12 protein-coding genes and 1 pseudogene are annotated in these 12,179 nt (G+C 69.4%); 8 read left to right on the top strand and 5 right to left on the bottom strand.

Translation table 11 applies throughout. From position 1 onward, the window contains the following. Positions 1–122: 122 nt before the first annotated feature. Positions 123–791 carry a class I SAM-dependent methyltransferase gene (locus MKK65_RS10295; protein ID WP_243957494.1) on the top strand — a complete coding sequence of 223 codons (669 nt, stop codon included), beginning with the start codon at positions 123–125 and terminating at the stop codon, positions 789–791. Positions 792–797: 6 nt separating this feature from the next. Here the strand turns inward: MKK65_RS10295 and kdsA are convergent, their stop codons facing one another. Next, on the bottom strand, positions 798–1,652 hold the full coding sequence (gene kdsA / locus MKK65_RS10290) for a 3-deoxy-8-phosphooctulonate synthase (RefSeq protein WP_243957492.1): 855 nt from the start codon (positions 1,650–1,652) through the stop codon (positions 798–800). Positions 1,653–1,662: 10 nt separating this feature from the next. Next, complete coding sequence (locus tag MKK65_RS10285) at positions 1,663–2,148, bottom strand: hypothetical protein (RefSeq protein ID WP_058192036.1); 486 nt, start codon at positions 2,146–2,148, stop codon at positions 1,663–1,665. Between the two features lie 178 nt (positions 2,149–2,326). Here MKK65_RS10285 and MKK65_RS10280 point away from each other — a divergent pair, with 178 nt between their 5' ends. Next, positions 2,327–3,325, top strand: a complete 999-nt coding sequence (locus tag MKK65_RS10280; protein ID WP_243957491.1) for an alpha/beta fold hydrolase — start codon at positions 2,327–2,329, stop codon at positions 3,323–3,325. Positions 3,326–3,597: 272 nt separating this feature from the next. Here MKK65_RS10280 and MKK65_RS10275 read toward each other — a convergent pair whose 3' ends face one another. After that, on the bottom strand, positions 3,598–4,773 hold the full coding sequence (locus MKK65_RS10275; protein ID WP_058192002.1) for a hypothetical protein: 1,176 nt from the start codon (positions 4,771–4,773) through the stop codon (positions 3,598–3,600). A gap of 210 nt (positions 4,774–4,983) precedes the next feature. Between MKK65_RS10275 and MKK65_RS10270 the strand changes: the two genes are divergently transcribed. From MKK65_RS10270 to hpnK, 5 genes are all read left to right on the top strand, one after another. After that, the gene (locus MKK65_RS10270) at positions 4,984–6,096 is read left to right on the top strand and encodes a flippase-like domain-containing protein (RefSeq protein ID WP_243957490.1); all 1,113 of its coding nucleotides are present in this window, start codon (positions 4,984–4,986) and stop codon (positions 6,094–6,096) included. After that, positions 6,087–6,701: a phospholipid-binding protein MlaC gene (locus MKK65_RS10265; protein WP_243957489.1), complete on the top strand. Its 615-nt coding sequence runs from the start codon at positions 6,087–6,089 to the stop codon at positions 6,699–6,701. The genes MKK65_RS10270 and MKK65_RS10265 overlap by 10 nt, the downstream gene beginning before the upstream one ends. A gap of 102 nt (positions 6,702–6,803) precedes the next feature. Further along, positions 6,804–8,012 carry a bacteriohopanetetrol glucosamine biosynthesis glycosyltransferase HpnI gene (gene hpnI / locus MKK65_RS10260; protein ID WP_243957488.1) on the top strand — a complete coding sequence of 403 codons (1,209 nt, stop codon included), beginning with the start codon at positions 6,804–6,806 and terminating at the stop codon, positions 8,010–8,012. Positions 8,013–8,069: 57 nt separating this feature from the next. Next, entirely contained in the window at positions 8,070–9,503 is a 1,434-nt protein-coding gene (gene hpnJ / locus MKK65_RS10255) for a hopanoid biosynthesis associated radical SAM protein HpnJ (RefSeq protein ID WP_058192006.1), read from the top strand. Between the two features lie 123 nt (positions 9,504–9,626). Further along, positions 9,627–10,469: a hopanoid biosynthesis-associated protein HpnK gene (gene hpnK, locus MKK65_RS10250; protein WP_243957487.1), complete on the top strand. Its 843-nt coding sequence runs from the start codon at positions 9,627–9,629 to the stop codon at positions 10,467–10,469. Here the strand turns inward: hpnK and MKK65_RS10245 are convergent. Further along, on the bottom strand, positions 10,438–10,875 hold the full coding sequence (locus MKK65_RS10245) for a type II toxin-antitoxin system VapC family toxin (protein WP_243957485.1): 438 nt from the start codon (positions 10,873–10,875) through the stop codon (positions 10,438–10,440). The genes hpnK and MKK65_RS10245 overlap by 32 nt on opposite strands. 4 nt (positions 10,876–10,879) lie before the next feature. Continuing rightward, a pseudogene (locus tag MKK65_RS10240) lies at positions 10,880–11,137 on the bottom strand (type II toxin-antitoxin system Phd/YefM family antitoxin); the annotation flags it as partial. 153 nt (positions 11,138–11,290) lie between these two features. Here MKK65_RS10240 and MKK65_RS10235 point away from each other — a divergent pair. Beyond that, entirely contained in the window at positions 11,291–12,166 is an 876-nt protein-coding gene (locus tag MKK65_RS10235) for a helix-turn-helix domain-containing GNAT family N-acetyltransferase (RefSeq protein ID WP_243957483.1), read from the top strand. Positions 12,167–12,179 lie beyond the last annotated feature (13 nt).

The raw sequence follows: 12,179 nt of genomic DNA, 5'->3' as shown, positions 1-12,179 counted from the left end.
CGAGGCTGCGGCGCCCTGGGACGGTATCAGCCGGGATGACGCTGATGCGGGCATCCCGTTCCCAACGGAAACTGCTTATGTGCGAAAGCGCCCCCGATGGCGCCGTACCGGAGAGCCCCGCGATGGATGCCCTGACGCTGATCCGCGAGACCTTCGCGCCGCTTCCGGGCAAGCGCATTCTCGACATCGGTTGTGGACCCGGGACCCTGGCGAAACGCCTCGTCGAGGACGGCGCGGCCGTCACCGGTGTCGATCCGGGCGTGGCCGCTCTGGCGAGGGCCCGGGACGCCGTGCCCGACGCGCGGTTCGAGGCGGCTTCAGCCGAGGCCCTGCCGTTTCCCGAGGCGAGCTTCGACGGCGCTGTGATGCTCAACGCCCTGCATCACGTGCCCGATCCGGCCGCCGCCCTTCGCGAGGCGGCCCGGATCCTGGCGCCGGGCGGGACCCTGGTGGTGGTGGAGCCCCTGGCGGAGGGCAGCTTCTTCGACGCCCTACGGCCGATCGAGGACGAGACGGCGGTTCGGGCCGCCGCGCAGGATGCCATCGCGGCGGCCCTGTCGGGCGGCGCCTTCCTGTGCCGTCAGGACGTGACGGTGGCGCGGCGCGAGGCATTCGCCACGCTCGACGCCTTCCTGGCGCGGGTCAGCGCGGTCGATCCCGCCCGCGAGGCGACGATCCGGGCCCGGCGGCCGATCGTGGAGGCGGCATTCCTGAGCGCGGTCGAGCGCGAGGCCGACGGGCGCTACGCCCTGGTCCAGCCCCTGCGCATCCATGTGCTCCGGCCGGCCTGACCGGGATCAGGCGTAGCGGCGCTTGGCCAGGCGGTCGAAGGCGATCAGCTCTTCGAGCAGCGCCGGCATGTCCCGCAGGGCCACCATGTTGGGGCCGTCCGAGGGCGCATGGTCCGGATCGGGGTGGGTCTCGATGAACACCCCGGCCACGCCCACCGCCACGGCGGCCCGGGCCAGCACGGCGACGAATTCCCGCTGGCCGCCGGAGCTGGCGCCCTGCCCGCCCGGCTGCTGCACCGAATGGGTGGCGTCGAACACCACCGGCGCGCCGTGGGTCACCTGCGCCATGATCGGCAGGCTGCGCATGTCCGAGACCAGGGTGTTGTAGCCGAAGGAGGCGCCGCGCTCGGTGACGATCACGTTCGGGTTGCCGGCCTCCGTCACCTTGGCGGCGACATGCTTCATGTCCCAGGGCGCCAGGAATTGGCCCTTCTTGATGTTGACCGCGCGGCCGGTGGCGGCGGCGGCCAGGAGGAGGTCGGTCTGGCGGCACAGGAAGGCCGGGATCTGCAGCACGTCCACCGCCTCGGCGGCGGGTGCGCAGTGCTCGGCGGCGTGCACGTCGGTCAGCACCGGCAGGCTCAAGGATTCCCGGATCTCGGCGAAGACCGGCAGGGCCCCCTCGAGGCCGATGCCCCTTGCCGCGCTGCCGGAGGTCCGGTTGGCCTTGTCGAACGAGGTCTTGAATACCAGGCCGATCCCGAGGCCCGCCGCCATCTCCTTGAGCGCGGCGGCGATCTCCAGGGCGTGATTGCGCCCCTCGAGCTGGCACGGGCCGGCGATCAGGGTCAGCGGCAGGTGGTTGGCGAAGCGCGCTTCGCCGACCTGGACGACGGGGCCGGGTGTTTCGAGTGTCGACATGGGCTGCGCTCTAACCCGCGCGGCGGATTCGGGAAACCCCGGGCCGAGGCGCGACCCGGCAGACCGTGAGGTCGTCCCGGAGCCCATCCGTCCGGGGGCCGGTCTCGCACAGCATCAGGGTCCTGCCGGTACCGCCGCGCCGCGGCGCGTCGGCCAGCAGGCTGTCCTGATGCAGGTTGAGCGCCAGCACCTCGGCCGCTTGCGGCTCCGCGCCGGTGAGCGCCCGGGCGGCTAGCCCGACCAGGACGAAGTAGGCGATTGCGGGCTCCCGGTCGCGGGAGGCGATCGTGATCCGGGCCGGTGCCCGGCAATCGAGGCTCATCCGCTCGGCATCCTGGGCCCGGAACACCGCGTAGGGCCCCTCCCGCCCGGCGAGCGAGGCGCCCGTGATCCGGATGACCTTGGCGGCGAGCGCATCGCAGGCATCCGCGGCCCGGGCCGGCACCGCGGCGAGGACCAGGGCGCCGATGAGGACGGCCAGGGTGGGAAGGCGCATCGCGGTGGACTCCTGCGCACCGCGGCGGGGACCGGGCGGGACGTCCCGGAGATAGCGCGGGTCGGCGCAGCCGCGAAGATGCACGCGCTCATCGATTGGACAGGACGGCCCCGATGCCCGATCTGAGCGGGCGGCGCGGCGCGTCCCGCCGCCCCCGATCAGGCGCCCAAGGCAGCCCATGCTCCGATCCGTCCTCGCATCCGCCCTCTTGGCCTTGATGCTCCCCGGTGCCGCTTTGGCCGAGCCGACCTACGGCCCGGAACTCGAAGGGTTCGCATATCCCTTCCCGGTCGAGCGCTTCGCCTTCACGTCCCAGCGCCAGCCCGTGCAGATGGCCTATCTCGACGTCCGGCCCGAGAGGCCGAACGGCCGCACCGCCGTGCTGCTCCACGGCAAGAATTTCTGCGCGGCGACCTGGGAGAGCCAGATCCGGGCGCTGACCGGGGCCGGCTATCGGGTGATCGCCCCGGACCAGATCGGGTTCTGCAAGTCGAGCAAGCCGGCCGCCTACCAGTTCACCTTCCGGCAGCTCGCCGAGAACACCCACGCCCTGCTCGACACGCTCGGGATCGCGCAGCCGATCCTGGTCGGCCATTCGACCGGCGGCATGCTGGCCGCACATTACGCCCTGCTCTACCCGAAGGACGTGGCGCAGCTGGTGCTGGTGAACCCGATCGGGCTGGAGGATTGGAGCGCCAAGGGCGTGCCGCCGACCTCTGTGGAGCAATGGTACCAGCGCGAGCTGAAGGTCTCCGCGGAATCGATCCGCGCCTACGAGACCGCGACCTACTATGCCGGCCAGTGGGAGCCGCGCTACGAGCCCTGGGTGACGATGCTGGCGGGGCTCAACGCCGGCCCGGGCAAGGAGGCGGTCGCCTGGGACTCGGCGCTCCTCTACGACATGATCCTGACCCAGCCGGTGGTCTACCGGCTGCCGCAGATCGCGGTGCCGACCCTGCTGATGATCGGCCAGAAGGACAACACGGCGATCGGCAAGGATCTCGCCCCGCCGGAGATGCGGGCTTCGCTCGGGAATTACCCGGCGCTGGGCAAGGCGGCCGCCAAGGCGATTCCGGGGGCCAAGCTCGTGGAGTTCCCGGCACTGGGCCATGCGCCGCAGATGTCCGACCCCGAGGGGTTCAATGCGGCGCTGATCGCGGGGATTTCGGCGCCCTGAATGGCGTCATCACCACTGACGGTGGTCTTCTCTTCCCCGACGAAGAGGCTGCGTCGGGCTAGGGGGAACCGGTTTGTCATCCCGGGGCCGCGCAGCGGAGCCCGGGATCCAGAAACTCAGATGCTGCAGAGTTTTGCGCCGTCGGCGGCTCCGGATTCCGGGCTCGCCTGCGGCGCCCCGGAATGACACGGTGTTCTATTCGGCAGCCGTCATTGGAAAAACGGCCCACCGCGTGCTCGCCCATCCCCGAGACGGGGATGGGCGAGCAGGTCCTAGAAATACGACTTCAGCACGCCGCGGCGGCGGACGTCGAGGGTGGCGCAGTGGAACGAGCCGCCGAAGGGGCCGTAGCTGAGGAACGGCGCCGGGATCGGGTCGAAGCCCCAATCCTTGAGGGCCTTGATCAGGGTCGGCTGGCTCTGGTCGACGACGATCTTCTTCTCGGTGATCGCCAGGACGTTGATCGAGGTCCAGGGCGAGCACATCGAGATCTTGCTCATGAAGCCCTCGACCGGGTCGGGGCGCGGGGCGATCAGCACGTCCCACTTCTTGAGCACGGCGGGCAGCTTCTCGACGTCGATATAGTCCGGGTTCACCAGCACCTTGCCGGGTGCGAGCGGCATGAACGACGAGTCGATATGCATCGGCTGCGGGCAGCGGCTTTCGATCTCGTGGATGCGGAAGCCCGGGCCCAGGTGGCGGCGCAGCCACTCGATGCCCATCAGGTTGGTGACGTTCGAGCGGGTCACGAACAGGTCGCGGCCGCAGCGGACGAAGTCGGCGGCGTCGAAGACCGGCTCGAACTCGTTGACCGTGAACTGCATGGGCTCGCCGGCCTTCAGGTTCGGCACCCGGTAATCGTAATTGTAGAGGTCGTCCGTCAGCTGCGGCCGCGGGGCCGAGGTCCAGCGGGCGCCGGCGCGGAAATATTCCTTGAACAGCGACCGGTAGGCGTCGCCCTCGAAGTAGCGCGAGCGCCAGCACATCGGGCTCTCGATGATCTCGTCGCCGATGACGAGATACGGGTCGCGCGGGCAGGCGACGCAGAAGCCCCGGGAGGTCCAGCGCGGCGCCTTGAATTTGCGGGAGAAGTCGACCGCGTCGGGGCGGCGGATCTTGACGCCCTCACCGGCGAGGATCTTGATGAAGTTGTCGAGCTCCTGCTGCGCCAGCTTCTTCATGAACTTCGGGTATCTCCAGCCGCTGGCGAAGCGGTAGAACGGCTGGGCCGCCCGCGGCAGGTTGAAGATCACCGTCAGGTGGTGGGTCGGGATGGTGGCGCCGTCGAGGGATCCGACGATCACCTCCTCCAGCGGGTCCCACTCGTTCCAGGCCATGACCGGGGAGTGAGGCGCCGGCACGCCGGGCTCCATTCCGCCCCGGAGGCCGCCGGCATGCGTGTCGTCGCTCACGGCCTCGACGGCCGTGATCGGTGATTCGCGCTCCATGACGTGTGCCCCTTCTGCGACGTGCCGCGGTCTTCTGCGCGGGCTCCTCGGCCCGGCCACCGCTTTGGCTCCCGGTGTGTCAAACGGGTGATAGACACCGGTAATCCGTGCTGCAACGTGGCAGAAACGTTCTTGGTCGCCCGGACCTATTTCTGCCGCGACCGTGACCGATTTCCCGCATCAAGCCATTTGCGAGCTTGAAAGACCATTATGAAGCGCCTGACGACCTTGGCCTCGATCGCCGGTCTCTGCACGGTCGTCGGCCTGTTCATGTCTTCCGGCTTGGAGGACGTGTCGGCCGCCGTCATGAGCGCCGGCTGGGGCGCCGCCCTGGTGGTGGTGGCCCGCCTGGCGGCCGTCGCCTGGGCGGGGCTCGGCTGGCACGTCGTGTTCCCGGCTGGCGCGGCCAGGCTCGCCGACTGCGTGTCGCTGCGGTTCGTGCGCGAGGGAATCAACACGCTGCTGCCGGTGGCGACGGTGGGCGGGGACTTCGTCGGCGCCCGGCTGATGTCCAAGCGCGGCGTGCCCGGTGCGATGGCGGGCGCCAGCATGTTCGTGGACCTGATGACGCAGGCGCTGACGCAGCTCCTGTTCACGGTGATCGGCCTCGGCTTGCTGGTGCTGATCGCCGGCGATGGCCCGATCGCCCGGACGGTGGCGGGCGGCCTGGCTGTCGCGGTGCCGGCGCTGGGCGCCTTCTATCTCATCCAGCGGCGGGCCGGACACCGGATCATCCAGGGCCTGATGAGCCGCTTCGCCTCGGGCCGCGAGTGGCGCGCCTTCGGGGCGATCGACCAGCTCTATGACAGCCTGCGCCGGATGTACGGCAACCACGGCCGCTTCGTCGCCGCGCTGGCGATCCACCTCGTGGGCTGGGTCATCGGCACCCTCGAAGTCTATATCTGCCTGCATTTCATGGGCTACCCGGTGGATTTCGCGCAGGCGCTCGTGATCGAGAGCCTCGCTCAGGCGGTCCGTGGCGCGGCCTTCGCGGTGCCGGGGGCCCTTGGGGCCCAGGAGGGTGGTCTGATCGCGCTCTGCGGCCTGTTCAATATTCCTGCGGAGGCGGCCCTGGCCCTGTCGCTGGTCAAGCGCTTCGCCGATCTCGGCGTCGGCGTGCCGGGTCTGCTGCTCTGGCACCGGATCGAGGCCAAGCTCGCGGTCGAGGCCGCGGCGGAAACCGATCGTGAGCCGGAGGTCGCCCCCGGGCGCACCGCCAAGCTCGTCCCGCAGCCGGCGACGCTCGGCCCGTTTTACAGCTACGCCCCGCCCCGCATGGGTTCGCGGATTGGCGAGGGCGAGGAGTTGAAGAAGTGCGCCTGACCCGTCGGCTCGCGGCCGTCGCCCTGCTGGCCGCCCCCCTCCTCGCTCCAGTCTCCGCCTGGGCTGCGGACGATCCCGCGGTGCAGACCGTGCGCGATCTCTACGCCGCGTTCACCGATGCCCTGAAGGGCGGGCCGAGCCCCCTGCCCGCTCGGGTCGCCGCCATAGGTCCCGCGCTCGAAAAGGCCTTCGATTTTCCCGCCATGGCCCGCGTCGCGGTCGGCCCGAAATGGTCGAGCTTCACCCCGGAGCAGCAGGAGGCGGTCACCGACGCGTTCAAGCGCAGCCTCACCGTAACCTACGCCAATCGCCTCGCCCGGGCGGCCGGCGGCAAGTTCGAGGTGACCCCGACGGTGGAGGAGCGCGGCAGCCAGCGCGTGGTACCCACCCGGGTCACCGCGGCGGACGGAGACGATTCCGCGGTCGACTTCGTGGTCAACGCCGGCAATCGCATCCAGGACGTACTGCTCAACGGCGACGTGAGCGAGATCGCCGCTCAGCGCAACGCATTGTCGGCGCCCCTGAAGTCCGGCGGTGCCGACGCGGTGGTGAAATTCCTGCGCCAGCGGGCCGACGGCATGCTCGCCGCAAAACCGACACCGTGACTACCGACGTCGTAACTATAGCCGCTATGCGTGCCGCCCCGATCGGCGCGCACGCGGCGATCGCCGCCTGAGGCGGCCGGACGACCGCACGGACCCGACCGGATGGACCTCACCGCCCTGGCGCTCACCGCATTGTCGTGGCTCTCGCTGCTCTGCCTTCTCCTGGCGGCGGCGGGCTGTCTCTATGCGCTGGTCGCCGCCTATCTGGCCGGCCGCTTCGCCGCTCGGCCCGTGCCAGCGCTGGACGTGGGTGCGCCTCGCCCGTCGGTGACGGTGCTCAAGCCGCTCTGCGGCCTGGAGCCCAACCTCTACGAGAATCTCGAGACCGTGCTGCGCCAGGATTATGCCGGCGCGGTCCAGGTCGTGTTCGGCGTCCAGAAAGCCTCCGACCCGGCCATCGCTGTGGTCGAGCGGTTGAAGCAGGCCTACCCGGCCGCCCGCATCGACCTCGTGATCGACGGACGCCAGCACGGCTCGAACCGCAAGGTTTCGAACCTGATCAACATGGCCGAGCGGATCGCCCACGACGTGATCGTGCTGGCCGACAGCGACATGGTGGTCCGGCCGGACTACGTGGAGCGGCTCGTGGCCGAGCTGTCGCAGGAGGGCGTCTCCGGCGTCACCTGCCTGTATCACGGCGTCCCGGCCTTCCGCGGCCTCTACGACCAGCTCTCGGCTCTGGCGATCGACGCGCAGTTCCTGCCCAACGTGGTGATGGGCCTGAGCCTCGGGCTCGCCAAGCCGTGCTTCGGTTCGACCATCGCGTTCACCCGGGTGAGCCTCGAGGCGGTGGGTGGCTTCCGCCGCTTCCGCAACGACCTCGCCGACGATTACGCGATCGGGGCCGCCCTGCGCGGCCTCGGCGGCCGGATCGTGATCCCGAGCTTCACCATCGGCCATACCAGCGTCGACACCGACCTCACTGGCCTCTGGCGGCACGAGCTGCGCTGGAACCGCACGATCCGCAACGTCGACCCGGCCGGCTATGCCGGCTCGATCGTGACCCACGCCTTTCCACTGGCCCTCGTGGGCGCGCTCCTGCCCGGCGCCGGAACCGGCGCGCTGGTGGTGGCGGGCCTGGCGCTCGCCGGCCGGATCGTCCTGTGCCGGCAGCTGGAGCGGGCCTTCGGCCTCGCCCCGCACCCCTACGGACTGTTGCCGATCCGCGACATCCTCTCGTTCCTGAACTTCTCCTGGGCCTTCGTGTCGGGGGCGGTGACATGGAAAGGTCATGATTATCACGTGGTTGCGGACGGTACTTTGATCCCGGATGCAGACCTCGGCCGCGATGCCGGCGCACCGACACGCTGAACGCGGCTTCCGCTTCCTCACCCCTCCCCCCGGCAACGCCCTGAGGCCTTGAACCCCATGCGCACGCTTTTCCTCCAGGCCCCCACCTTCGACGGTTTCGACGGCGGCGCCGGCTCCCGTTATCAGGCTAAGCGCGAGATCAAGTCGTTCTGGTACCCGACCTGGCTGGCTCAGCCGGCCGCCCTGGTGCCGAACTCGAAGCTGATCGATGCCCCGCCGCACAACATCAAGCTCCCCGAGATCGTGGCTCAGGCCAACGACTTCGACCTCGTCGTGCTCCACACTTCGGTGCCGTCGTTCAAGTCCGACGTGAAGACGATCGAGGCCCTCAAGGCCGCGAACCCGAAGCTCATCGCCGGCCTGATCGGTGCCAAGGTGGCGGTCGATGCCGCCGGCGCGATGGCCCAGGCCCCGGTGGTCGATTTCTGCGCGCGCAACGAGTTCGATTTCACCGTCAAGGAAGTCGCCGACGGCGTCCCGATGTCCCAGATCAAGGGACTGTCCTATCGTGATGCGAACGGCGTCGTGGTCCACAACGAGGACCGCGAGATCATGACGGACATGGACCAGCTGCCCTTCGTCACCAGCGTCTACAAGCGCGACCTGGAGATGGAGAAGTACTTCATCGGCTACCTGAAGCACCCCTACATCTCGTTCTATTCGGGCCGCGGCTGCAAGAGCCGCTGCACCTTCTGCCTGTGGCCCCAGACGGTCGGCGGCCACACCTACCGCACCCGCTCGGTCGCCCACGTGATCGAGGAGATCAAGTACTGCCTGAAGGAGTTCCCGCAGACCAAGGAGTTCTTCTTCGACGACGACACCTTCACCGACAACCTCCCGCGCGCGGAGGAGATCGCCCGCGAGCTCGGCAAGCTCGGTGTGACCTGGTCGTGCAACGCCAAGGCGAACGTGCCCCGCGAGACCCTGAAGGTGCTCAAGGAGAACGGCCTGCGCCTGCTGCTCGTCGGCTACGAGTCCGGCAACCAGACGATCCTGCACAACATCAAGAAGGGCATGCGCGTCGAGGTCGCCGAGAAGTTCACCCAGGATTGCCACGAGCTCGGCATCGCCATCCACGGCACCTTCATCCTCGGCCTGCCGGGCGAGACCAAGGAGACGATCCAGGAGACGATCGCCTTCGCCAAGCGGATCAACCCGCACACGATCCAGGTCTCGCTGGCGGCCCCCTACCCGGGCACGTTCCTGTACAAGCAGGCCGTGGAGAACGGCTGGCTCGACATCGAGAACGCCGAGCTGGTCGACGAGAACGGCGTGCAGGTCGCGCCGCTGCACTACCCACACCTGTCGCACACCGAGATCTTCACGTCGGTGGAGGAGTTCTACAAGAAGTTCTACTTCCGCGCCCCGAAGATCGCCTCCATCGTCGGCGAGATGGTGCGCTCCCCCGACATGATGAAGCGCCGCCTGCGCGAAGGCGTGGAGTTCTACCGCTTCCTCAAGGAGCGTCAGGGCACCGCCAAGGCGGCGTAGGAACAGGGGTCCGGGGCCTGCGGCCCCGGCGGGGAGTGCGGGGCGGAGCCCCGCCTCTTTTCCAGGGCTCTGCCCTGGACCCGCGAGAGGGCTTGCCCTCTCGACACCCATGACGAGGTCATTGTGAAGCGTCTTGTCGTTACGGCCGATGATTTCGGGTTGAGCCTCGAGGTCAACGAGGCCGTCGAGCAGGCTCACCGGGGGGGGATCCTCACCGCGGCGAGCCTGATGGTCTCGGCGCCGGCCGCCGCCGATGCCGTGGCCCGGGCGAAGCGGATGCCGTCCCTGCGGGTCGGCCTCCACCTCGTCCTGGTGGAAGCCTGGCCGACCCTGCCGGCGGCGCAGCTGCCGGACCTGACCGACGCGGCCGGCCTGATGCGCGCCGACATGGCCCGGGTCGGCCTCGACCTCGCCCGCAAGCCCGCCGCCCGGCACCAGCTCGCCGCCGAAATCACGGCGCAGTTCGAGGCTTACCGGGCGACCGGCCTGCCCCTCGACCACGTCAATGCCCACAAGCATTTCCACGTCCACCCGCTGATCGCCGGCGCGGTGCTGCGCATCGGGCGCGGCTACGGCATGCGGGCGATCCGCGTCCCTCGGGAGCCGCGCCAGCTGCTCCGCCGGGCCGAGGCGAGCGCCCGGCCCCGGCCGGCCCTCGACATCGCCCCCTGGGCGGCCCTGCTCGCCGTGCGCGCCCGCCAGGCTGGCCTGCTGATCCCCGACCGCACCCTCGGACTCGCCTGGTCCGGCGCGATGACGCCGCCCCGGGTGGCAGCGCTCCTGGCGCAGCTGCCGGACGGCCTGACCGAGCTCTACACCCACCCGGCCACGGAAGGCGGCTTTCCCGGCGAGGCGCCGGGCTACCTCTACGCCGACGAGCGCGACTCGCTGATCGCTCCGGCCGCCCGGGCGGCCGCCGACGCGTCGGGTGCGCTCAGGGGCGGGTTTTCGGATTTTTCGGATTAAAAGCGTCCGAGGTTTTCGCCGCGAAGCGAGCCGCGAGAGGATGATCACGCAAGGCGTGGTCCAGCATAACCAGGCGTCGGCCTTCCACGAGACACCGCGCCAGTAACATCCTGTCGAACGGATCACGCGTCGGCGGCATCGGCTCGACGGCCGCGACGGCGTGTGAAGCCGTGATCGGTAGCATCCGGATCCCGACAGCCTCGAAGAACTCTGCCACCATCCCGAGCGGCATGCCCGGATCGAGTTTACCGAGACGCGCCTTGATGGCGATCTCCCAGAGGCTCGCGGCGCTGGCGGCCGGATCCACATCGGGCTGGGCAATCGCGCGCGCGATCGTGGGACTCATCGAGTCGAGCCGCTTCAGCGCGACGGCAAGAAGAACGTGGCTGTCGAAGATCAGCCTCACGACTCGGATAGGGCTGGATCAGAAAGTCTTCAGGCAGGGGCGCGTCGAAATCATCGGTGATGAAGCCGGGCGTACGACTGATCCCACGGGCACGCAGCAATGCCTCGCCGGCTTCGAGATCGAGCCCGCGGGTATGGCGATGCGGCACCATGTCGAGCACCGGCTTGCCGTCCCGGGTGACGACGATGGTCTCACCGCCTTCGACGCGTGCGGCGAGTTCCGCCAAGGCCGGTGCCGCCTTCTCCAACGCGATCGTGGTCATGGTGTGAGGTTAAAGCGCGTCGCATCCAAGGAAAAGAGGCTGACCATCGGGCATAGCCTGTGCGGTCGCCGCCTCGGACACCGAACGGCCCGGTTCCGGTGCCGCCTTCACCGACGATTGACCGCCGCAGATACCTGACTAAAGTCAGATATTATGATGTTCGACTCGATCGCCCGATTCCGCCGGTTCGCCCGCGCCGTCACCGCGGAGGTCGGCGCCCTCGACGGTTCCTTCCTCGGACGCGGCCGGCCCCTCGGGGCGGCCCGCGTGGTGAACGCGATCGGCGCCGGGCGCACCGACGTCGCCGAGATCCGCGCCTATCTCGGCCTCGATTCCGGACTGATGAGCCGCCTCCTTCGGAGCCTCGAAGAGGAGGGCTTGGTCGCCACCGAGCCGCATCCCGCCGATGCCCGCCGCCGGATCGCGCGCCTGACGGAGGCGGGACAAAGAGAGTTTTCGGCCTACGAGGAGCTGTCCGATGCGCGCGCTTCGGCGCTTGTGGAGCGCGCGCCCCGCGCCGACGAGTTGCTGCGTGCGATGGACCTGGTCGCCCTCACCCTCGGTCGCGACCGGATCGCCATCGCGGAAGCCGACCCGCGAAGCGGCGCCGCCCGCGTCTGCCTGGAAGCGTATTATGCCGAACTGGCGCGCAGGCTGGCGACCGGGTTCGACGTCACGCTGTCCTGCGATCCGGAGGCGGAGGCCATGGTCCGGCCGCGCGGCACGTTCCTGCTCGCCATGGCCGACGGGCTGCCGGTGGGGTGCGTCGGCCTGAAGGGCAGCGGTGGTCCGGTCGCCGAGGTGAAGCGACTCTGGATCGACCCCGCCGCCCGGGGCTTCGGCCTCGCCCGGCGCCTGATGGCAGCCGTCGAGGCCGCCGCCCGCGACCTGTCAATCGCGCTGCTGCGCCTCGACACCAACAGCGCCCTGCCGGAAGCTCTGGCCCTCTATCGCAAGGCAGGCTGGGTCGAGATCGATCGTTTCAACGACGACCCCTATCCCGACCACTTCTTCGAGAAGGTTCTCTGAAAGATCCGGGCCG

Source organism: Methylobacterium sp. J-001, assembly GCF_022829565.1.
GTDB lineage: Bacteria > Pseudomonadota > Alphaproteobacteria > Rhizobiales > Beijerinckiaceae > Methylobacterium.
The sequence above is the reverse complement of the archived record's forward strand: the minus strand, read 5'-3'. Positions and strand labels throughout refer to the sequence as shown.